This window comes from Brucella grignonensis, from assembly GCF_002252505.1.
Taxonomy (GTDB): domain Bacteria; phylum Pseudomonadota; class Alphaproteobacteria; order Rhizobiales; family Rhizobiaceae; genus Brucella; species Brucella grignonensis.
Genome location: NZ_NNRL01000165.1, coordinates 170,091 through 191,269, shown reverse-complemented (window position 1 = coordinate 191,269; position 21,179 = coordinate 170,091). Strand labels below are relative to the sequence as shown.

Sequence of the window (21,179 nt, the reverse complement as noted above, 5' to 3'; positions counted from 1 at the left end):
CCAGCGAGTGGCCCCTGCCACTCTTCCCTCCAGACGTGGGCGGCCACTAGCGCCGCCCACTCCTTCAAAACATATGGACAATTCAAATGCGGAAACTGTTTTCGATAGTCTCATTGTGTCTGATTGCAACATCCCCGGCCATGGCCGAGGGCGAAGCGGAAAAAGGCGCGGTCGTTTTCAAGAAGTGCACCGCCTGCCATGCTGTCGGCGAGGGTGCGGCCAACAAGGTCGGTCCTGAACTGAATGGCATCATCGGCCGCAAGGTCGCAGGCGTCGAGGGCTTCAACTATTCGCCCGCCTTCAAGGCGAAGGCCGAAGAAGGCTGGACCTGGGACGAGGCTCACCTAACCGAATATCTCGCCAATCCCAAGGCCTATATCAAGGGAACCAAGATGGCCTTCGCCGGCCTGAAGAAGCCTGAGGATGTGGCCGACCTCATCGCCTATCTGAAGACATTCAGCACCCAGTGAAGCTCTGGTGTCGCGACCTCGGAAAAAGAGGTCGCGATCTCCACAGCTGTGCCCGTGATCTTTGCTGGGAGGCCTCAATGAATTTTATTCTAACGGACCGCGCCGCGTTGTTCGACCGCGCTGCGCTCGACTGCGGGCAAGCCTACGCTGCTCGCCCCATGCTGTCGGTTGCCGATGCGGTGAGCCGCGCCATCAGCCTCTGTCGGCCCGTGACCGCCAGCGAAAATCTAGAACTGTTCTCTGCTGCGGGAAGAGTTGTGGCCGCCGACATCCGCTCGCCCTGTGCCTTGCCGCGCTTTGATCATTCGGCGATGGATGGGTTTGCGGTCCGCTCGGCAGATTTTTCCGGCAGTGGTCCCTGGACCTTTCTGGTCGCAGACAGAGTGGCAGCCGGAGATCAGGCCAGCAGCCGCAGTTTCGAAAGTGCTGAGGCCGTGGAAATCTTCACCGGCGCGATGATCCCGGCCGGTTTCGACGCCGTGATCATCCGTGAAAAATGCTCGCGGCACGATCGCGAGTTCACCACCGCCTACCGGCCCCGCCCAGGCGAGAACATCCGCAGGGCGGGCGAAGACGTCGACCAAAACTCTCTGCTGTTCAAGGCCGGGACGGTTCTGACAGCACACCGGATTGCGCTGCTCGCGGCCGCAGGCTTGTCTCGGATTTCCATCGTTAGAAAGATCCGACTCGGGTTCATCACAACAGGCTCTGAACTGAAAGAGCCGGGTGAGCACCTGGCAGCTGGCCAGATCTACAATTCCAACCGCTACCTTCTCGCCTCCATGCTGTCGCATCCCTGGCTTGAAGTCCGCGATCTCGGGGCGACGCCGGACACGATTGAGGCGACCACCGATATCATTCACAGCGCTGCTACGGAGCACGATATCGTCGTGACGTCAGGCGGGATGTCCAAGGGTGGCGAGGATCATGTGCGGGACGCGCTAACACGCAGCGGCGGGTCGCTCGGCGTGCTTGATGTCGCCATGCGGCCGGGTAAGCCGGTTTCCTTCGGCACGCTGGGGTCGGCGCTCTTTATCGGGCTTCCTGGGAATCCCATGGCCGCCGCCGTGACACTTGACAAGATTGCGCTGCCGGCGATCAGGGCTGTGGCCGGGATCGAGCGTTTGGATCCCGTCTGGATGCCGGCGATCTCCGACTTTGGGTTGCGCAAGAAGGAGGGCCGAACGGAATTCGTCGCCGTCCGCCTTCAGAGTCGCGACGCTTCTGGCACTCCCCTGCTTGCAATGCTGGGCCGCGGATCGTCGGGAAGCCTGTTGCCCATGGCCCATGCCGACGGTCTGGCAATCCTGCCACCGGAGCTCGTAACCCTAGAACGGGGCATGCCCTTGCGTTTCGAGCCATTTGCCATCGGGTAATCTCTTAAAAAATCTCATCACGCCACTCGAAGCGTCAGATTCGCTGCTCTTGAAGGGATCCGAACCGACGACACCTTTTTGATCGCTCGAAGACAAGGGCTTATCTAGCACGCGCGCAGGAGTTCCTCCCGTCGTGAAAACATCACTCGTTTAGACGGTCAGCCAACGCCTCATGAGATCCATTCGTTCGTGAAGAATCGCTACGATGAGAGCGGGCGCATGTTCTCGAGGCAGACAGAAGAAGTAGTGGTGCTGGCATCGCGCCATCCGCAGCGCCGGATAGAGTGCGCTCAGATCCTTGAAGGGAACTTTGCCCGCGGCAATGTCCTCCATTCCTCGCTCCAAAGCCGAGACGTAGTGACGTACCTGGGCGGCACTCCATTGTGTCCGTGTGTAACGGATTACCGAGCGAAGATCGGATTCTGCCTCTGCGGTCAGGATGTAAGCCGTCAAGCGCGACCTTCGGCGATCTCCTCGTCGAGGATCTCACCTACGGTTTTGGTCGACAGTTTTCCGGCGAGCCCCTCACTGATGCGCGTATTCATCAACGTCTTTAACTCTTCCCAGGCCAGTTCTCCCTCGACGTCGCCAGGAAACAGGCGCTCAAGTGCGTACTGCTTGATTGTCTTGCCCTGCAGAGCGGCTAGCGCTTTGAGGCTTTGATGTTGTTTGTCCGTTATGTCGATCGTCAAGCGGCTCATTTCACATACTCCCGAAGTGACGGACCCACATTAGCACATATGTGGTTTAGTTGCCACCATTGCAGCGTTATCGTAAGACCTGGGCGCAAACGTCCAACATGGGCTTGCCGGAAGCCGCTCTCATGGACTCGGCGGCCACGCAAACCCCGGTAAAGCCGACGGTCGGCCCAGATTACAATCCGGTCGTCACCCTCAACGGTTGGACCTTGCCGTTCCGAATGAACAACGGGGTGAAGGAATTCCACCTCGTTGCCGAGCCGGTGGAGCGGGAGATGGCCGAAGGCATGACCGCATATCTTTGGGGGTACAACGGCCAGTCACCGGGTCCGACCATCGAAGCAGTCGAAGGCGACCGGGTTCGCATTTTCGTGACCAACAAGCTGCCGGAGCACACGACCATTCATTGGCACGGTATGATCCTGCCGTCGGGGATGGATGGTGTTGGCGGGCTGTCGCAGCCTCACATCCCCTCTGGCAAGACCTTCGTTTACGAGTTCGATCTCGTGAAATCCGGCACCTTCATGTACCACCCGCACTCGGACGAGATGGTACAGATGGCGATGGGGATGATGGGCTTCTTCGTCATCCATCCCCGGGACCCGAAGTTCATGCCGGTGGATCGGGATTTCGTCTTCCTGCTCAGCGCCTATGACATCGATCCGGGAACATACGTGCCCCGGATCATGGAAATGACCGACTTCAACCTCTGGACGTTCAACACGCGCGTCTTTCCAGGGATCGATCCGCTCGTCGTTTCCAAGAACGACAGGGTTCGTGTTCGCGTCGGTAACCTGACGATGACGAACCATCCAATCCACATGCACGGCTACGATTTCGAGGTGACCTGCACCGATGGCGGCTGCGTCAGGCCGGAGGCGCGCTGGCCCGAGGTCAGCATCGACATCCCTGTCGGTGCGATGCGCGCCTACGAGTTCGACGCGAAGTACGTCGGCGACTGGGCGATCCATTGCCACAAGTCGCATCACACCATGAATGCCATGGGTCACGAGATCCCGACATTCATCGGGGTCGACAAGAAGGAGGTTGCAAAAAAGATCAGGCAGATCCGTCCCGAATACATGCCCATGGGGACGGCCGGCATGGCGGATATGGGCGAAATGTCGATGGAAATACCGGAGAACACCGTCCCCATGATGACCGGGTGGGGTCCCCACGGCCCGATCGAAATGGGCGGCATGTTCTCCGTGGTGAAGGTCCGCGAGGGTATCTCAGCGGACGACTACAGCGATCCGGGTTGGTACGAGAACCCTCCCGGCACGCAGGCGTGGGAATGGACCGGGAGCTTGCCCGAGCCTGTCAAAGCGAAAGATGCCAAGACACAACTTCCGTCTGGCCATTCCAATCACGGTTAACTTCCTCCCAGAAACGACAAAGGAAACGATTATGAAACGCATTCTAGTTGGTCTGCTACTCTCAACGTTTGCCACCGCTGCTTTTGCATCCGGTTCGCATGAGGGCGGTCATGGCGAAATGGCCGTTGGCGAACCCGGTGAAAAGGCCAAGGCGTCCCAGACCATCCGTGTCACGATGAAGGAAACGGATGACGGCAAGATGATCTTCACACCAAGCACCTTCAAGGTCCGCCAGGGCCAGACCGTTCGCTTCGCGATCAAGAATGCGGGCGAGGTCGATCATGAATTCGTGCTCGACCAGGAAGACAAGATCATGGAGCACAAAGCCGTGATGGAGAAATTCCCGGAAATGGAACACGAGGATCCGAACGCCATTCGCCTCGCGCCCGGAAAATCCGGCGAGATCGTCTGGAAGTTCACCAACGACGGCGTGTTCAAGATCGCCTGCCTCGTTCCCGGTCACTACGATTCCGGCATGCACGGCGACGTCACGGTCGCGAAGAAATAAGGAGCAACAGAAATGACGATGAAAGCTATCACAAGAATCACACTCGCCGGCGCCGTCGCCTTCGCCTTCGGCACCGCCGCCTTCGCGCAGGAATTCACCAGCGGCACGGTCAAGAAGCTGGACGAGAAGGCGAAGAAGGTCACGCTCATCCATGAAGAGCTGAAGAACCTCGAGATGCCGGCCATGACGATGGTATTCCAGGTCGCTGATGACGCGATGCTGGAAAAGCTCAAGGTCGGCGCAAAGGTCCAGTTCGTTGCCGAGCGCGTCAACGGAAAGCTGACTGTCACCCAGGTCAAGTGAAGCACAGGGCCGCGCTGGATGCAGCGCGGCCCCGTTCCTCATGAGACCGGCAGGAGGCAGAAGGTGCGCCAGAGATCCTGCTTCCAATCCCCCGGCTCGGGCGAATCCGACAGCATAAACTCTGATTGGCCGATCATGACGGCCTTCGGCGCGGCGCATCGTACCTTTGCAAGGTGGGCGCTGTGGTCGATGAATCTGATCTGACCCTCGGGTCCGCGCTCCGTGAGCGCGACTTGCACATCGAAATTATATTCCGGGTCAAGAGAGGTTGCCGCGACGGTCACGGACAGGCTGATGGTCGTTTCATCCGCGAAATAAGACGTATGAAACGGCTGATCCTCTTGGGCATTTGACGCCGACACCAGCAAAGCCAGAACGACAAATGCGCATGTTATGCCAGTTCGCATTGCACACCCCTCCCATAGGCGACTTGGCCGCCTCATCCTATCACACCACAACTCCACTCGCAGCCGCCCGATTTCCTCAAACCCGCCTCGACAGGTCTGGCAGGGTATCTCGCCGCCAATGCTCCTCAATTGATGCCGTTCGCCCGCTGAAGCTCGCGCACATAGGCCACGATCGTAGCGACGTCGGCCCTCGTCAGACCCGGCTGAGGAGGCATGTTTCCGAATTTCCAGTGATGCGCGCGCACGCCGTTGGCGACGGCCATTTCAAAGGCGTAGTCTCCGTGGTGAGAAGGTTCGTATATCCGATGGATGAGCGGCGGGCCGGCATCGGTTCCGGCCGCGTTCTTGCCGTGGCACGCTGCACAGACGGCGTTGAAAGCTCGTTCTCCCATCTTTGCGGTGTCGGACAATGACGAAGGCACGACAACCGACAATGCCGTCCCCTGGCCCGATACTCCTCTTCTGGCTTCGTCTTCCGATCCGGTTCGATTCCAAAGCGCAAAGCCCGCAACCGCTGCCGCGGCGACGAGCAGAGCGAAGACGTTTCTCTTGTTCATTTGTGAATCCTTATGTCTTTAGGCCGCCGAACACCCTCTCTGCCGCCATCAACTGCCGAACCCGTCGGCATGAATGTGGTGGTGGGGCGGCGCGCGATGGCGATGTGGGGCCACGAAATTGTTTTCGTGGCCTCCGGCGTGTCAGCCGTTCGAGATGCGGCGTTGGTAGTCTGCCTCTCGCTGCGGCCAGGTACTCTTGATGTAGTCGAGGACAGCCTCGATCTCGGCGGAGGTCAGAGCCTCCCGAAAGCTGGGCATGTCACTCTCGTAGCCACCGCCAACCACCGCGGCGGTCCCATCGGTGATGATTGCGAGGAGCTGCCTGTCCGAATGATGCCAGGTGTGACCGGTCTCGTCATGCGGCGGCGCCGGAAGGCGGCCGCTCGTGCCCGGGCTGCGCCAGTCGGGCTGGCCTTCGAGTTTCGTGCCGTGACAGCTCGCACAGTTCGCTAGATAGACTGCCCGGCCAAGGGCGATGCGATCGCTCGCCTCCTGACCGGACCGTCCCTTTCCGACCAAGATCGCACCGGCCGCCGCCAGGAGAGTTGCGGCGACCGCGATCCAGAGCGGTTTCATGCAGCGATCCTGAACTCGGTCATCATCCCGGTGGCCAGATGCGGCATATGATGGCAATGCAACATCCAGCTCGCGGCCTCGCCGGCATCAAGGGCAACAGTGACCATCGACATCGGCGGTATGTACACGGTATCGCGGCGCGCACCTTCGAAGCGTCGCCTGTTGATGCCAACAACCTGGAATGCATGCCCATGCAGATGCATCGGGTGCCCCATCATCGACATATTGTGGAACATCAGTTCCACCCGATCGCCGCTCGTTGCGGCAACCGGCCGATGCTTGCCCCATGTTGCTCCGTCGATGGTCCAGACATAGGGCTGCATCGAGCCGCCGAGCATGATCATGTGGCTTCGATCCACCGGACGGGCGGCAAGCGTGTCGACAGCGACCAGCCGTGACTCCTGAGACAAGTCCGTGTCGAAGGCCGGGGCGTCATTCGCTGAAAGGGAATCGATCCTGTCGATCGTGGCGCCCGCGGGGGCGAGAATAATGCCGGTCCTTTCACGTTCGCCCTCCCTGAGCGCCAGAATCGGCCATGCGCGGGTCTCATTTGGAAGGTCGATCTCCAGGTCGAGACGCTGCCCCATGGCCAGCCCGAACCGCGAACCCGCGACCGGCTGGACCTCATGCCCGTCGACGGCGACGAGCCGGGCTTGTGCTTCGCCCGTGTCGATCCAGAAAACGGTGGCTGCGGCTGCGTTGATGACACGGAGGCGAACCCGGCCGCCGCGTTCGACCTGAACGACATCGGGATCGGACAGGGTTCGGTCATTGGCGAGATAGGCATCCCAGTCGTAGTCGTTGAGATCCATCGCCATGTTACCCATATCCATGGCCATCGAGCCCATTCCCCCGGCCTCGCCCTGGTTCATTCCAGGCATGCCGCCATGGTTCATGCCTTGCATCGCGCGTGACATGCCGGCAGCGCCATGTCCATCAGCGCTTGCGCTGGTGATCTCTTCCAGCACTTCTTCCGGTGTCTTGAACGCGAAGTCGTGCAGGAACAGGACGACTTCCTGCCGATCGGCGGATAGGTCTTCTGCCCTCCGGACGATCAGCGGCGCGGCGAGCAATCGCATTTCCTGGATCGGCACATGGCTGTGCATCCAGTGCGTTCCGGGCTGGGGCACGAAATCGAAGCTGCGCGTTTCACTGGGCTGAAGAAGCGGCTGCGGCATATCCGGGACGCCGTCCTGAGCGTTCGGGGGAATCTGGCCGTGCCAATGAATGATCGTGGACTCGGCGAGATCGTTGGTCAGATCCACCCGAAATCGCTCGCCCGGATCGAGGAGCAGCCCCTGCCCGTTGGGACCAGCAAGTCCGAAAACGGTGGCCGGTCGATTGTCTATATCGAGCGTGCGGCTGGTGGCGGCCAGGCGGATCGCAGCCGCGTCCTGGCCGTAGGCCCTGATGGGGAAATGGGATGCAGCAAGCATGGCTGCGCTGGCGGCGAGGAAGCCGCGTCGTGAAAAGGTCGTCATATTCGTCACCTCGGGACGATCTGTCCCGCCTGAAAGGTCCAAATGGATCGCAGCGGGATCAGCCCCGCCGCAGGCTCAGAGGAGGCGCGATATAGGAGGGCGATCATTCCGGCCGGGAGCTGCCGCAACGAAGACGGCATCCGGCGGGAAGGGATATTTTTGCCGCGAGCTGATTTGCTTTGCCGAAGTACGCACAACCGGAAGCCAGGCCGATATTCCGGCGCAGGCGAAGGTGCACAATCCGGCATCTGCTTTGCAGGATTTCCCTTCGCTGCAAGCGGCCATCGAAGAAGAGGCTTGCTCCATGTGCTGCGTCAGCGCGGCGCGTTCCAACATCCCGGACATGCGGGTCTCGTGTGCTTGAACGGCAAAAGAAGCAGCGGCAAGCGAGATGGTTGTAACAATGATAAGCAACGCGCGAAGCATGGGCAAAGAATAGAGCCTCGCCGACCCTTTGTCCATTGATGAAGCCTGCATGCCGGCCGTCCTGCTCATAGGTTTGAGGCTTAGGTCGTGCGGGGCGGCGAAGCGCCGCCCCGACGTTGCATCACTGCGCCTGATAGGTGACGCCGTTCGGTCCCTTGCCGACAGCATATGTCTTGACCACGGACTGGCTGCCGACGTCGATCTGGGAAACGGTCCCGGCCACGATGTTGGTGACGAAGACAAAGGCTCCGTCGGCAACGACCGTCACGCCGTGAGCGCCCTTGTCCGTCTGGATGGTCTTCACGACATTCCCGCCTACGACATCGATAACCGAGACCGTCTCATCCGGCTCCGTTTCGGTTCCCTGGTTCGCGACGTAAACCAGCCGGCCATCAGGCGTGGCGTAAACCTGGATGGGCGAACGGCCGACATTGATGCGTGCGATCACCTCGCGCGACTGCGTGTCGATAACGGCGACCTTGTTTTCATCGCGCAGCGAGACATAGACCCGCTTTCCGTCAGGTGTGAAGCCGACCTGGACGGGCGCAACGCCTACCTTGATCCTGGCAACTTCCGAAAGCGCCGTTGTGTCGATAACCGAAACAGTACCGTCCTGGACATTCGCGACATAGATGGCGCTTCCATCCGGGCTCATCCGCAGGCCGTGGGGGTAGTCGCCGGTGCCGACCGTGGCGACGACCTCGCCCTTGGCAAGATCAACGACCGACAAGCTGTCGTCTTCGGAATTCGAGACGTAGGCGCGATTGCCTTGCGCGTCTGCGATCACATGCGCAGGATGCCCACCCACGGGGATCGACGCCTTCACGCCGGAGGAAATATCGGCCGCGTCGAGGACGATCAATTGGCCTGCGACAGCGGCATCACCATGTCCGTCGCCGCCATGGCCAGCCCCATTGGACGCATGAGCGTCTTCAGCTTTGCCGGCGACCGGCAGGCCCACCGCCAGCACCAAATCTTTTCCCGATACGAACTGCACGTTGTGGGGCGTGATCGGGACCGGAACGATGTCGATCTTTTCCGTGGCAAGGTCGATGCGGCTAACGGTGTTGCCAAATTCATCGGCCGTATAGACGAAGCCGGTTGCAGCAGGCTCCGCTCGGACGGTGGCGGCGAACGGAATAGCAAGCACCAGGGCCGATGCCGTCGCGAAGGCCAGCATGGCCGCACGTCTGCGAATCGCGGTTGCTGTCAGGACTGCCGCGGTGATGGAAATCGAACGGGTCGAGTGGGTCTTTAACATGGTATTCAGCTCCTCGGCTCGCAGCCTTGCGGGCTGCTCGAGCACATCTTGAGGTGAGTTTGAAAAGTGGCCCGGCGTGCGGATACCGAAGACTTCCTCGCGTGCCGCTGCCTACCGATTTCGGCAAGGTCCGTGCATGGCCCTTTCTGGCTCGCCGGCAGCCGACGATTGGAGGCTATGTCACGTCGGCGTCACGCAGAACGGCTCGTCTCCTCGGCCGTATCGTTGGGCGGCCTGGGACGCGCACGGTCGGAAGACTAAGGCATTGTGCCAGTCCTCGGGTCGGCTGGAGCACACGGACAGAACAGGCCGAAGGTGCTCAGATGACCAAGATGGATCGCGGAGGTCGCTTCTGACGACGCAACTCCGCGGATGAGGGCACGGGCGATGCAGCCGGCGAGACTGTCTCGGCGTTCAACGTGCGCCAGCTCCAGGCCGTGTTCAGCGGAGCGCAGAGGAAGCACCCGAGGCTCGACAGGCAGTGACCGCTGTCGCACGGGTGCTCGGCGCCGCGTTGGGTATCGTTGTCGCAGGGCATGCGCACGAGGAGGTCGGCACAATCCCCAGCTTGAGTCATGAGCGCCGGGATGCCCTCCCTTGAAGCAGCACGCGCTTGATGCCCGCCATCTGTGAGAAACGCCGTAAGCCCGAACGCGATGGCGAAGAAAAGGATAAACCCGCGCCGCAAGGCGGTCGCCCAATTATGCGACCTTCTGAACGCCTTGACCATTGTCACGCCGGCGGCCACCACGGCTCATCCTTCGGTTTGCTTGAATGTAGAAACTGGGGGCAAATCTAGCGCAGATCCAGAATGATCACTTTGCGCTGCATCAAACACGTAGGGATCAATGCTTGCGAGGCCGCTCACCGAAACGACCTGCGCGCCAATCTCCGCAAATGAGTGTGCTGCTCGCGCGGAGAAGCGCGCTCGACTAGATAGAATTTACCCGTGGGCTGACTGTCCGGCGCGCTATTTCGTGTTCCTGATCATTCGCCGCAGCACGTCGTCGCGACGCCAGAAGTGATGCCACAGAGCAGCGAGGGCGTGAGTGGTCGCAACGACCAGAAGCATCCAGCTCAGCAGGCTGTGCAGAGAAGCGATGCGGAACGTCACGTACATAGCGATCGTGCCTGTGATCGGCAGTGCGAGCAATAGGCCGTAGAGCACCGCATGAGTGACCCCTGCGATCATGCGCTCAAGCACCGACATGCCCTGGATCGGAGGTGGTCGGCCATATGTGAAGCGCAGAATAAGTTGACTGAGCGCCAGCGCCATAATCAGCCATCCGCTCCAGGCGTGAACCTGATGCAGGAAAAGGTCGAAGGGTTTAGGTTTCAAGAAAAGGTGCGCCATGTGCGTGCGTTGGATCGCCCAGGCCGTGGGGACCTGGATGATACACAGGATAAGGACCATCCAGTGCATCAAGCGCTGGTAGATCGAGAATGCGCCGGCCGAACGGTGCCGGCGTATCCAAATGGACAGCCGCCACGTCAACTTTCGACCTCGAAAAGGTCGCCTGCATGCGCGGCATAGTCCAGTGCGTAGCCAAGTTCACCAGCCGTCTCGGCGTGAACGTGCAAAAGCGGCTGGCCGCTGGCGATCTCGTCGCCGAGGCGGACGGCCATTTGGACGCCTGCCGCCTTCGACTCCGGCGCTCCGGCGAGCTTGGCGAGTCGGGCGATTTTGCGATTGTTGATATGGACGACGCGGCCGGCGCGCGACGCGATCAACGGATGAACCTGTGCGGCCTTCGGTGGCTCACGAAGTCCGCCTTGCGCCTCGCAGATCGCCATGAACTTCGACCAGGCACGACCGTCGACCAAGGTCGCCAACGCAAGCGCTTCACCTTTCCCCTTTGCGGCCTTTCCACCGATCTCAAGCGCGGCGCCCGCCAACAGGATCGCGCGGCGTCGCAGATCGTCCGGCGCATCCGGCGCGTTTTGAAGAACCGCCAGGACGTCGAAGGCTTCTAGACCTGGGCCGATGCCGCGCCCGACGGGTTGCGAACCGTCGGTCTGGACGCAGGTCAGGGCCAGATCGAAACGGGCAGCGACGGCGCTGAGGCGACTGGCGAGCTGATCGGCGGCCGCTTCGCTGCGCACCTTGGCGGTTGCCCCAACCGGGATGTCGATAACCACATGCGTCGAGCCAGCGGCGATTTTTTTTGAAAGGACGGAAGCGACAAGCTGTCCCTCGGTATCCACGTCGAGTTCGCGTTCGATCCGGACGAAAATGTCGTCGGCGGGGCTGAGATGCACCGCCCCGCCCCAGGCGATGCATCCGCCTTCTGCTTCCACGACGCGTCGAAGGGTTTCGATGCTGAGGTCGACAGGGGCAAGCGTTTCCATTGTGTCGGCGGTGCCGGCTGGCGAGGTAATCGCGCGCGAAGACGTCTTCGGCATGACAAGGCCATTGGCGGCCACGATCGCGACGACGATCGGCGTGGTTCGATTGCCCGGCAACCCGCCGACACAGTGCTTGTCCACAACGATCGGAGCATTCCAGCTCATCCGGTCGCCGACATCGACCATGGCGCGCGTGAGGTCAACAGTCTCGCTCTCGTCGAGAGGAAGCGCGGCACTGGCGGTCAGAAAGGCGGCGAGATGGACCTCGGTATAGCGGCCTGCGACCACGTCGCTCACGATTTCGGCAAAGGCGTGCGCGTCGAGGCGATTGCCATATATGCGACGGCGCACGCTCGTCAGAGACTCCACGGCCGGAGGATGGGTCACCGTCACATTGTCATTCTCGCTAACGCCGAGGATCTGCCAGGCTGTTTCAGAAAGACCGACTTCATCCTGAGCGAGCAATGCATCTCCTTCGACCTGAAAGAGCGTTGCCTGTACCTGTCTCGCGCCGATCGAGACGAGGACCTGGGTGCGCGCGGACAGACCCTCCGAGCGGCAGACATGGCAATCGGTGCGCATCACCACCACGGCCTGGTGCTGAGTGTGCAGCCGCAGGCGCCGCACGCGTAGCGTCGGCTGAGAAGGAACCTCGGGTTCGACGTTGTTGATCGTCATAGGTCGAAAGCCTGATTCTGGCGTGAGACGACTGCGTTCCATCCAAGCTCGCGGTCGATCCGCACGCGCAGCGCTTCGGAGGCATCGTCTTCACCATGCACGATGAACACGCGGGACGGCGGCCGACGGAAGCCGGACAGCCAGCGCATCAGCTCGTTTGCGTCGGCGTGCGCCGACAGCATGGACAGGTCCGCGACCTCTGCCCGAACCGGGATCGGTGCAAACATCATGAGCCTCGGCGGCATCGCTATCGCCATCGGCGCGATGATCGACGCGGCGATCGTCATGATCGAGAATGCCCATAAGCATCTCGAGCGTGCGCCGCCTGACAAGCCACGGGTGGAAATCCTCATAGAGGCGGCGAGCGAGGTCGGGCCGGCGCTGTTCTTCAGCCTGCTGATCATCACCGTGTCGTTCCTGCCGATCTTTACACTGGAATCGCAGGAAGGCCGGCTGTTCGGGCCGCTCGCCTTCACCAAGACTTTCTCGATGGCTGCTGCCGCCCTGCTATCGGTGACGCTTGTGCCTGCACTGATGATCCTCTTCGTTCGGGGCTATATCGTTCCCGAGCACAAGAACCCTCTCAATCGGTTCCTGATCTGGATCTACCGCCCCGTCATTGCTGGGGTGTTGCGGGTCAAGACATTGACGATTCTGGCGGCGCTCGTCATCCTCGGGGTCACTGCCTGGCCCGTCCAGCATATCGGTAGCGAGTTCATGCCCAATCTCGACGAGGGCACGCTGATGTACATGCCGACCACCTTGCCCGGCATATCGGTCACCAAGGCGGCCGAGCTGATGCAGACGCAGGACCGCATCATCAAGTCCTTCCCGGAAGTCCAAACCGTCTTTGGCAAGGCCGGGCGGGCGCTGACCGCCACCGACCCGGCGCCGACGGAGATGTTCGAGACGATCATCACCCTGAAGCCGAAGTCGGAATGGCGGCCGGGGGTCACCACCGACAGCCTGAAACAGGAGATGGACGCCGCCCTGCAGTTCCCCGGCGTCTCCAATGCCTGGACCATGCCGATCCGCGCCCGCATCGATATGCTGTCGACCGGGATCAGAACGCCCGTCGGGGTTAAAGTCTACGGTACAGATCTCGGCGAGATGGAAAAAGTCGCTCGCCAAATCGAAAGCGTGCTGAAGACAATCCCCGGTACGTCGAGCGCCTATGCCGAGCGGGTGATCGGCGGCTACTACCTCGACATCGTTCCCGATCGAACGGCGCTCGGCCGTTACGGGCTGACCATCAACGATGTCCAGGACGTTGTCGGCATGGCGCTGGGCTCCGAGGTCGTTACCCAGACGGTCGAAGGCCGGGAACGATATGGCGTGGCAATACGGTATCCACGGGCCTCGCGAAGCGATCCGCAGTCGATCGCCAGGGACGTGCAGATATCCCTGCCGGGCGGCGGGACGGTTCCTCTCGGCGAGGTCGCGGACGTCAAGCTGACGCGCGGAGCGACAACCATCCGCACCGAAAACGGCCAGCTCGCCGTCTACATCTACGTCGACATCGCCAACCGCGATCTCGGCGGCTATGTCGCCGAAGCCCAGCAGGCAGTGGCAAGGAGCGTGACGATGCCTCCAGGCTATTCCGTCGCCTGGAGCGGTCAGTTCGAATATCTCCAACGGGCCGAAGCACGACTGGCCGTCGTCGTTCCCCTGACCCTGGCCCTGATCTTCCTGCTGCTCTACCTGAACTTCAAGGCGCTGACGGAGACTGTCATCGTAATGCTGTCGCTGCCGTTCGCGCTGGTCGGCGGCATCTGGCTGATGTGGTGGATGGGCTTCAACGCCTCGGTGGCGGTCGCCGTCGGCTTCATTGCCCTTGCAGGCGTGGCGGCGGAAACCGGGGTGATCATGTTGATCTATCTCGACCACGCCCTGAAGGAGCAACGCGAAGCCTGCGAACAGGAGGGTCGTTCCTTCTCGAAGCCGGACCTCAATCGGGCGATCATGGTCGGCGCGGTCGAGCGCGTCCGACCGAAGATGATGACCGTCGCCGCCATCATGGCCGGCCTCGTGCCGATCCTGTGGAGGACCGGCACGGGATCGGAGATCATGCAACGGATCGCCGTACCGATGATCGGCGGCATGGTGTCGTCGACGCTGCTGACGCTGGTCGTCATTCCGGCCGTCTATGGGCTGATCAAGGGATGGCGACTGCCAGCCGCATCCGAAGCGGATCATGCTGTAACCGAGAACCAGAGGCGCAGTCTGCAGGCTGCTGAATGACCTAATGGCCGGATCCTCACGACGGCCTCGGCCATTGGTCACACAAATTAAGCCACGACCACGCGCTGCAACAGGCAACTTTCCGCTGTAAGCTTGCCGCTTCCCGGGTAGACGCCTTCCAGCCCAACTGACGAACGCGAAACAGATGACCGACATCGAGGGAATTGATCAGCCCCTATGAAAGGCCTTGACGTCACCGCGCCTGGGCTTAGCTATTGATGCGTTCGTCAAACGAAGGAACGACCTTGCTGCATCAACAGGCCGATATCATCCACGCACTCGGCGTCGCACCGAGCTTCGATGCAGCAGCAGAGACAGAACGTCGGATCGCGTTTCTGGCCGATTACCTTCGCACTAGGGCATTACGGGCCTTTGTCCTTGGCATCAGCGGCGGCGTGGATTCCCTGACCGCCGCCATCCTGGCCCAGACCGCTTCAAACCGCCTGCGCGAGCACGGCCACAAAGCGGAATTCGTCGCAGTGCGGCTCCCGTATGGCGTTCAGGCTGATGAAGCCGATGCGCAGAAAGCCTTAGCGGCGATCCGTCCCGATCGAACCGTCACCATCGACATCAAACCGGCTGCCGATGCCATGCTTGCAGAGATCCGTCGTCAGGCAGGAGAATTGTTTGAGGTAGAGAGGGTCGATTTCCACCTCGGCAATATCAAGGCACGTCAGCGCATGATTGCGCAATACGCGTTGGCGGGCGCCGTCGGCGGCTTGGTGATCGGTACGGATCACGCCGCCGAGGCGCTGATGGGGTTCTTCACGAAATTCGGAGACGGCGCTGCGGATATCCTTCCACTTTCGGGTCTTACCAAGCGCCGCGTCCGTGCAATTGCAAAGCACGTCGGAGCGCCACAGGAACTGATCGACAAGGTGCCGACCGCCGACCTAGAAAGCGATGCGCCGCTGCGTCCTGACGAGGAGGCTTACGGCGTCACCTACGACGAGATTGACGATTTTCTCGAGGGTAAGGTGATCACGGAACCAGCTCGCGAGCGAATCCTCACCATGTACACAGCGACCGCACACAAGCGAGCACTGCCGGTCACACCAGAGTAATCACAATGCCCGCCGGCAAACATATCGCATAGCATCAGGTATGAAGCGTGACCCGGTTCCACCACCATCTGATTAAGCGTGCAGGGCAGAGGCCCTGCTAAACACCTCAATCTGGGGCTTTATAGCTCTGATCTGCGTTCCTAGGTTTTTAACTCGGTACGTAGCACGATGCAGAGTGGTACTGGATCAACGGCGCTTCATTGGCTGCGGATGCCTCCCGGACATTGGCTTGGCGGCAAATGATCGAAGGGCCCAAAAATTTCTAGGAACCGTGAGCCCTTTGGGTTGACCCTGCAGCCGCTACAGGGTGCAAAGTTTTGACGCGTTGGGAAACTTAACTCACGTCAGCTTAGTCCTGAAAGGATTTCAGATGGAAACTGTAGAAATGAATGTGGTCGGAATGGACTGCGCGAGCTGTGTCGCAAAGGTCGAGAAGGGCCTACGCGCGCTTCCCGGCGTGCTGGACGTCAACGTTTCACTCGATAGCACTAGGGCGATCGTTCAGATCGATCCCGAGATCATCGGCGCCGACATACTGCAGGAGACGGTTGTGGACCTCGGATACACGGTCTCGAACTGAGCGCCCCGACGTCTCCGTCAGGCCGGTCGACCTCTTCTACATCCGGCCTGACACCGCGGCTGTCTCTCGGTTTCGACCTCGCTCAGCACGAATTGGTTCTATTGCGAGTTCCTGACCTGACAGACAGGCCGTCGAGAGGATAAGAGCACCTGGAGACCTGTGGCGATCGCAGGTTGCACGCTCCCGCCCCGCGGGCGGCGGCATCAGGGCCAGGCGCCGATTAAGATCGCGACAGGAATCGCGCCGGCAACTAAGCAGCGGTGCGGACAATCTTCAGCACGGTCAGTCAGCCTTCGGCCTGCGTCGTCATGGGCTTTGGCGGGCTTGGAAACCCCGAGCCCCTGGACAGCCAAGTCCACGGTTGTCGAGCCAGCGTTCTTGAAGTTGAGACTGACGGCGAAGCGCTCCCCTGCCGCCAGTTGCTTCCTAAGCTTCGCAAACATGATGTGCGATGCGCCCGCCCTCAAAGCTAGGGTTTCTCCCGGCATTATTTCGATCGCATCTTCGAACTGACGCATTTTGGCGACCCCCTTAACGAGGGTCGATTGATGAATTTCGAATTTCTCGGAAAGCGCTGTAGATCCGGAAAGCAGGGCATCGGCCTCCTTTCCAGTTGCTCCTACTCGATATCACGGCGGCGATGGCGAAGAAGGCGAAGTGCATTGGCTGTTACCAGGACCGTCGCCCCCGTATCAGCCAGAATCGCCATCCAAAGCGTGGTAACACCGAAAAGCGTCGTGCCGAGGAAAATGACCTTGAGACCAAGAGCGAGCCCGATATTTTGCCAGATGTTGCCAAGCGTCGCCTTTGAGAGGGCAATGAGATCGGCCACTCCCATAACCTTGTCGCGAAGCAGCGCGGCGTCGGCGGTTTCCAGCGCGACATCGGTTCCTCCGCCCATTGCCACCCCGACCGAAGCGGTGGCGAGCGCCGGAGCGTCATTGATACCGTCGCCGATCATGGCGATGGGCGCTTGCGTCTTGAGGCGCGAGATCTCGGCAAGCTTGGCGTCCGGAAGTAGTTCCGCCTTCACGTCCAGTCCGAGCGCCGATCCTATCGCTATTGCCGTGCGCTGATTGTCGCCGGTGAGCATGATAGTTTTGACGCCGATATCCTGCAGATGCCGGATGGCAGTTGCGGCGTCGTCCCGCGGCTCGTCCCTGAGCGCGATCAGGCCCTCAATCTTGCCGTTCATCATCAGAACGACGACCGTCTTTCCTTCTTCCTCAAGGTAGGTGATCCGCCGGGCAAATTCGTCATCGAGTACGGCCTGCTCGGCGGCAAATCGGGGAGACCCGACGGAGACGAAGCCGTTCTTCAACCGCGCAGTAACCGCTTTTCCGGGCGTTGCCTTGGCACCGCCGAAGCTTGCCGGCACAGATAAGCCTTTTGCGACCGCCGCTTCACCAATCGCGACGCCTAGCGGATGGCTGCTGTTCCGTTCGACGGCGGCCGCGCGGGCCAGCACATCGGCCTCTGTCCCGACAATTGCCAACACATCCGTGACCTGCGGTCGGCCGCGGGTCAGCGTTCCTGTCTTGTCGAAGGCGACGGTCTTGACCTTTCCGAGCGTCTCAAGTGCCGCGCCGCCCTTGATAAGCAGACCCTTGCGAGCGCCGGCCGCAAGTCCGGACGCTATGGCCGCCGGCGTGGAGATGACCAGCGCACAGGGGCAGGCGATCAGGAGCGTGGAGAGGCCACGGTAGATCCACGTCGCCCACTCGCCGCCGAAGAAGATCGGCGGCACGACGATGACCAGCGCCGCCACCACCATAGCCGCCGGCGTATACCAGGCGCTGAAGCGATCGATCAGCCGTGCCATTGGTGCCTTCGACGACTGCGCTTCCTCGACCATATGAATGATGCGCGAGATTGTATTGTCGGCCGCGACATGACTGATCGCCACCCGAAGCTCGCCATTGGTGTTGATGCTGCCGGCATAGACCTTGTCGCCGACGTTCTTGGCGACCGGAACGGACTCACCTGTCACCGGAGCCTCGTTGAGTTCGGAAAAGCCCTGCGTGACTTTGCCATCGGAGGGAACACGATCGCCGGGCCGCACGACGACTATGTCGTCGATCGCCAGTTCCTCTACTGCAACCTTCTCGACCACGCCATCGCGCTCGCGAAAGGCAGTCCTTGGGACAAGATCGATCAATGCCTTGATACCAGCCCGGGCGCGGCCGGCCGCGATGGTTTCGAGAAGCTCGCCAACGGCAAACAGCAGGATTACGACCGCCGACTCCTCGGCGGCCCCAATCAGCAACGCCCCGAGCGCGGCAACCGTCATCAGCGTTTCGATGCTAAACGGCGTTCCGGAGACAGCACCGACGAAGGCACGTCTTGCGAACGGAACGATGGCGATCAGCGCCGCTACCGAGTAAGCGATCTGACCCCAGTCCGGAGATACGTGGGCGATGCTCCAGGCAACTGCAAACATCGCGCCAGTGAAGATGACGAGACGCCCCTTCTTACCCTTCCACCATGCCTGGTCGTGGTAGTCCGGGAGCTGGCTGGCACCAGCTTGATTGTCCGCGCCCGCTGAAATTGGGGTGAAGCCGAGCCCTTTGATCTTGTCCTCGACAGTCTGCGGCGAGGTCCTGTCCTTATCCAGCATGATGACCATGCTTTCCTGACTGTAATTGACATTGATGTCGCTGACGCCTGGCAAGCGCTTCATCGCGTTTTCAATCTTCATTGCGCAGGCAGCGCAATCCATGCCCTTGATCTTCAATTTCAACGCGCTGGAAGCCATGACGTCACCTCGACAATTACGAACTGGCGCCTTACATGAGGCCTGTAGCAACTACAGGGTCAAGCCATGTCGCCAAACATTCTGACAATCGGGTATCTTGCCAAGAAAACCGGCACCAAGGTTGAAACGATCCGCTTTTATGAAAAGAACGGTTTGCTGCCCGAACCGGGCCGCACCGAGGGCAACTACCGCGCCTATGACCATGCGCACCTGAATCGACTGAGCTTCATCCGTCGCGCGCGCGACCTTGGATTTTCCCTCGATCAGGTACGCGGTCTTCTGAGGCTGAGTGACGACCGTGACCAGTCATGCATGGCGGTCGACGAAATTGCCAACGAGCATCGCGCCGAGGTCGAGCGCAAGATCCGCGACCTGCAGGCGTTGAAGGCGGAACTAGACAGTATTATCGACCAGTGTAGTTGTGGAACGGTCGCCGACTGCCGCATCATCGATTCTCTTTCGCCGAAGCATTAGGGGCCAACACAGATTCAAAAGCCGCTTTGATGTAAAGCGGCGGCTGGGAAGTGGGTGGCCGGCGCAGGCAGAGAGCGCATTCGACTGTTTGAGGCCCTCGTTCCAATGCGTCTGTGGCGGCAGGCGAATTGCCGACCAGCGTCGTGAACTGCAATGAACGCCGATCTCCTACATTGCAGGCCGCTAAGATGCGTCCTTCGCCTCTTCCAGGATTTCCCAGCCACCCCGCAGGACGATGCCTGCAACCAACACCCCGATAACCAGATCCGGATAAGGAGAAGCGAAGAACATAACCGCTGCGCCCGAAACGACAATGCCGGCATTGGCGATCATATCGTTCGTCGTGAAAATCCACGACGCCTTCAGATGAACGCCCTGATCGCGATGCGATCGAAGAAGCTTCAGGCAAATGACATTCAGCGCGGCATTGATGAAGGCGGTAATGATCATGGCCAAGCCAATCGGCTCGGCGCCTACGAAAAACCGACGCCCTACCTCGACGAAAAGTGCCAGACCCAGGGCGATCAGCAGGATTCCGGACAGGCGCGCAACACGCACCTTTGCCACTACCGTCCGACCGACGGCGTAAAGGCTGATGGCATAAACGCCAGCGTCGCCCATATTATCGAGGGCTGCTCCCAGAAGACCGGTCGAGTCAGCGAAGACGCCAACGACGCCGGCGACGATCACTTGCAACAGATTGATGGCAAGGACCCAGACAAGCGTCGTTCGCTCGGAGGCATTTCTCGCGTCGAGCCGTATTTCGTCCTCGCGGTGTTTCTCGCTCATTCAAGTTTTCCCATTATTTCTGCACATAGAAAGCCGATGCACTGGTCCAGCGTCGCGTGCGGCTGAAACCCGACAACGTCTTCATTCAGCGCTTCTCGGTACTGGACGGTCCGGGTGTGCGTGCGGGCTCAAAAGAAAAGATCGAGCCTGCGATAAGCAGCGCTGCCCCGATGGTGATCGCGACATCTGCCATGTTGAAAGCGGGCCAATGCCAAGTCCCGATATGAAAATCGAGAAAGTCGGTGACGGCGCCATGCCACACGCGATCAAGAATATTTCCGGCCGCCCCACCGGCAATCAAACCGAGCGCAGTCGCTTCCAACGTCCGATCCGCTCGCATTGCCCAGACGATCAGCCCGATGGTTATGACGGTCTTTATGGTGGCCAGCAATAACGGACGCTCAAAGAAGATATCGCTGAACATTCCGAAACTGACGCCGGTATTGAAACCCAGTGTCAGGTTGAAGTAGCTCACAAGCTCAATCGTCCGCGGCGGGACCATGACGACGTTAACGATCAGCCACTTTGTCGCGATGTCGAAAAGAAGCGCGAGGACAAAAGCGATCGCAATCCAGACGGTTCGATGTCTAACGGAACTAGTCGGCAATATGATTTCCCCTCATTGGCTGGGCCTGATCGTTAGTGGAAGTCGAGCGCGAGGCGCCCACACCGCGCGCCGATGTCGCCCCGCGCCGTCGCTGCAGTTAGTCCCGCTTCTCGGCTGGCGCCAAACAAAGATTGCTCGACGGACTGAATGCCGCGAAATGGGACCCCGCCGCATCTCTTGGATAGGCTTCCTTCGTCAGATTCGTT

23 protein-coding genes and 2 pseudogenes are annotated in these 21,179 nt (G+C 60.5%); 10 read left to right on the top strand and 15 right to left on the bottom strand.

Annotated elements, in window-relative coordinates; translation table 11 throughout:
• Positions 1–86: 86 nt before the first annotated feature.
• Together CEV33_RS20500 and CEV33_RS20495 are read left to right on the top strand one after the other, a co-directional pair.
• Entirely contained in the window at positions 87–470 is a 384-nt protein-coding gene (locus CEV33_RS20500; protein WP_094542220.1) for a c-type cytochrome, read from the top strand.
• A 77-nt stretch (positions 471–547) separates the two neighbouring features.
• Entirely contained in the window at positions 548–1,846 is a 1,299-nt protein-coding gene (locus CEV33_RS20495; RefSeq protein WP_094542219.1) for a molybdopterin molybdotransferase MoeA, read from the top strand.
• 150 nt (positions 1,847–1,996) lie between these two features.
• Here CEV33_RS20495 and CEV33_RS20490 read toward each other — a convergent pair whose 3' ends face one another.
• Both CEV33_RS20490 and CEV33_RS20485 read right to left on the bottom strand, forming a co-directional pair.
• Positions 1,997–2,299, bottom strand: a complete 303-nt coding sequence (locus CEV33_RS20490; RefSeq protein WP_094542218.1) for a type II toxin-antitoxin system RelE/ParE family toxin — start codon at positions 2,297–2,299, stop codon at positions 1,997–1,999.
• Positions 2,296–2,547 (bottom strand): antitoxin, encoded by a 252-nt coding sequence (locus CEV33_RS20485; protein ID WP_094542217.1) that lies wholly within the window; start codon positions 2,545–2,547, stop codon positions 2,296–2,298. Before CEV33_RS20485 ends, CEV33_RS20490 begins: the two co-directional genes overlap by 4 nt.
• 50 nt (positions 2,548–2,597) lie before the next feature.
• Between CEV33_RS20485 and CEV33_RS20480 the strand changes: the two genes are divergently transcribed.
• From CEV33_RS20480 to CEV33_RS20470, 3 genes are read left to right on the top strand one after another with little or no spacing between them, the layout of a single operon-like run.
• Entirely contained in the window at positions 2,598–3,920 is a 1,323-nt protein-coding gene (locus CEV33_RS20480; protein WP_094542216.1) for a multicopper oxidase family protein, read from the top strand.
• A 31-nt stretch (positions 3,921–3,951) separates the two neighbouring features.
• A complete protein-coding gene (locus CEV33_RS20475) occupies positions 3,952–4,428 on the top strand; it encodes a cupredoxin domain-containing protein (protein WP_077546209.1) in 477 nt (158 codons plus the stop codon).
• Positions 4,429–4,446: 18 nt separating this feature from the next.
• Positions 4,447–4,731, top strand: a complete 285-nt coding sequence (locus tag CEV33_RS20470) for a copper-binding protein (RefSeq protein ID WP_077546222.1) — start codon at positions 4,447–4,449, stop codon at positions 4,729–4,731.
• Positions 4,732–4,769: 38 nt separating this feature from the next.
• On the opposite strand, the gene CEV33_RS20465 is transcribed toward CEV33_RS20470, so the two are convergent.
• The 6 genes from CEV33_RS20465 to CEV33_RS20440 all read right to left on the bottom strand — a co-directional run bounded on the left by CEV33_RS20465 (position 4,770) and on the right by CEV33_RS20440 (position 9,439).
• Complete coding sequence (locus CEV33_RS20465; protein ID WP_052821447.1) at positions 4,770–5,138, bottom strand: hypothetical protein; 369 nt, start codon at positions 5,136–5,138, stop codon at positions 4,770–4,772.
• Positions 5,139–5,263: 125 nt separating this feature from the next.
• Positions 5,264–5,695: a c-type cytochrome gene (locus CEV33_RS20460; protein ID WP_037094849.1), complete on the bottom strand. Its 432-nt coding sequence runs from the start codon at positions 5,693–5,695 to the stop codon at positions 5,264–5,266.
• Between the two features lie 141 nt (positions 5,696–5,836).
• Positions 5,837–6,271, bottom strand: a complete 435-nt coding sequence (locus CEV33_RS20455) for a c-type cytochrome (RefSeq protein ID WP_037094846.1) — start codon at positions 6,269–6,271, stop codon at positions 5,837–5,839.
• Positions 6,268–7,752, bottom strand: a complete 1,485-nt coding sequence (locus CEV33_RS20450; protein WP_094542245.1) for a multicopper oxidase family protein — start codon at positions 7,750–7,752, stop codon at positions 6,268–6,270. The genes CEV33_RS20455 and CEV33_RS20450 overlap by 4 nt, the downstream gene beginning before the upstream one ends.
• 75 nt (positions 7,753–7,827) lie before the next feature.
• Positions 7,828–8,229 carry a hypothetical protein gene (locus tag CEV33_RS20445; protein WP_094542215.1) on the bottom strand — a complete coding sequence of 134 codons (402 nt, stop codon included), beginning with the start codon at positions 8,227–8,229 and terminating at the stop codon, positions 7,828–7,830.
• A gap of 70 nt (positions 8,230–8,299) precedes the next feature.
• Positions 8,300–9,439 carry a YVTN family beta-propeller repeat protein gene (locus CEV33_RS20440; RefSeq protein WP_234190684.1) on the bottom strand — a complete coding sequence of 380 codons (1,140 nt, stop codon included), beginning with the start codon at positions 9,437–9,439 and terminating at the stop codon, positions 8,300–8,302.
• A 101-nt stretch (positions 9,440–9,540) separates the two neighbouring features.
• Between CEV33_RS20440 and CEV33_RS23805 the strand changes: the two genes are divergently transcribed.
• Positions 9,541–9,795: a hypothetical protein gene (locus CEV33_RS23805; RefSeq protein WP_141211610.1), complete on the top strand. Its 255-nt coding sequence runs from the start codon at positions 9,541–9,543 to the stop codon at positions 9,793–9,795.
• A gap of 614 nt (positions 9,796–10,409) precedes the next feature.
• Here CEV33_RS23805 and CEV33_RS20430 read toward each other — a convergent pair.
• The 3 genes from CEV33_RS20430 to CEV33_RS20420 are packed head-to-tail and all read right to left on the bottom strand — an operon-like array spanning position 10,410 to position 12,645.
• Positions 10,410–10,934, bottom strand: a complete 525-nt coding sequence (locus tag CEV33_RS20430; protein WP_052114352.1) for a cytochrome b — start codon at positions 10,932–10,934, stop codon at positions 10,410–10,412.
• Positions 10,931–12,463, bottom strand: a complete 1,533-nt coding sequence (locus CEV33_RS20425) for a thymidine phosphorylase family protein (protein WP_080843324.1) — start codon at positions 12,461–12,463, stop codon at positions 10,931–10,933. The genes CEV33_RS20430 and CEV33_RS20425 overlap by 4 nt, the downstream gene beginning before the upstream one ends.
• Entirely contained in the window at positions 12,460–12,645 is a 186-nt protein-coding gene (locus tag CEV33_RS20420) for an MBL fold metallo-hydrolase RNA specificity domain-containing protein (RefSeq protein WP_407923796.1), read from the bottom strand. The genes CEV33_RS20425 and CEV33_RS20420 overlap by 4 nt, the downstream gene beginning before the upstream one ends.
• A 28-nt stretch (positions 12,646–12,673) precedes the next feature.
• Here CEV33_RS20420 and CEV33_RS20415 point away from each other — a divergent pair.
• The 3 genes and pseudogenes from CEV33_RS20415 to CEV33_RS20405 all read left to right on the top strand — a co-directional run.
• Positions 12,674–14,704 (top strand): annotated as a pseudogene (locus tag CEV33_RS20415) (efflux RND transporter permease subunit); the annotation flags it as partial.
• Between the two features lie 218 nt (positions 14,705–14,922).
• Positions 14,923–15,768 (top strand): ammonia-dependent NAD(+) synthetase, encoded by an 846-nt coding sequence (gene nadE / locus CEV33_RS20410; RefSeq protein ID WP_094542213.1) that lies wholly within the window; start codon positions 14,923–14,925, stop codon positions 15,766–15,768.
• A 370-nt stretch (positions 15,769–16,138) separates the two neighbouring features.
• Positions 16,139–16,348 carry a heavy-metal-associated domain-containing protein gene (locus CEV33_RS20405; protein ID WP_094542212.1) on the top strand — a complete coding sequence of 70 codons (210 nt, stop codon included), beginning with the start codon at positions 16,139–16,141 and terminating at the stop codon, positions 16,346–16,348.
• A gap of 203 nt (positions 16,349–16,551) precedes the next feature.
• On the opposite strand, the pseudogene CEV33_RS20400 reads toward CEV33_RS20405, so the two are convergent.
• A pseudogene (locus CEV33_RS20400) lies at positions 16,552–16,953 on the bottom strand (copper chaperone PCu(A)C); the annotation flags it as partial.
• A 14-nt stretch (positions 16,954–16,967) separates the two neighbouring features.
• Positions 16,968–19,103, bottom strand: a complete 2,136-nt coding sequence (locus CEV33_RS20395) for a heavy metal translocating P-type ATPase (RefSeq protein ID WP_208620228.1) — start codon at positions 19,101–19,103, stop codon at positions 16,968–16,970.
• A gap of 66 nt (positions 19,104–19,169) precedes the next feature.
• Here CEV33_RS20395 and CEV33_RS20390 point away from each other — a divergent pair, with 66 nt between their 5' ends.
• Positions 19,170–19,577 (top strand): MerR family transcriptional regulator, encoded by a 408-nt coding sequence (locus CEV33_RS20390; protein WP_094542210.1) that lies wholly within the window; start codon positions 19,170–19,172, stop codon positions 19,575–19,577.
• 183 nt (positions 19,578–19,760) lie between these two features.
• Here the strand turns inward: CEV33_RS20390 and CEV33_RS20385 are convergent, their stop codons facing one another.
• Both CEV33_RS20385 and lspA read right to left on the bottom strand, forming a co-directional pair.
• Positions 19,761–20,366, bottom strand: coding sequence for a cation transporter (locus tag CEV33_RS20385; RefSeq protein WP_094542209.1), 606 nt, complete (start codon positions 20,364–20,366; stop codon positions 19,761–19,763).
• Positions 20,367–20,451: 85 nt separating this feature from the next.
• Positions 20,452–20,973 carry a signal peptidase II gene (lspA, locus tag CEV33_RS20380; protein WP_094542208.1) on the bottom strand — a complete coding sequence of 174 codons (522 nt, stop codon included), beginning with the start codon at positions 20,971–20,973 and terminating at the stop codon, positions 20,452–20,454.
• Positions 20,974–21,179: the final 206 nt, after the last annotated feature.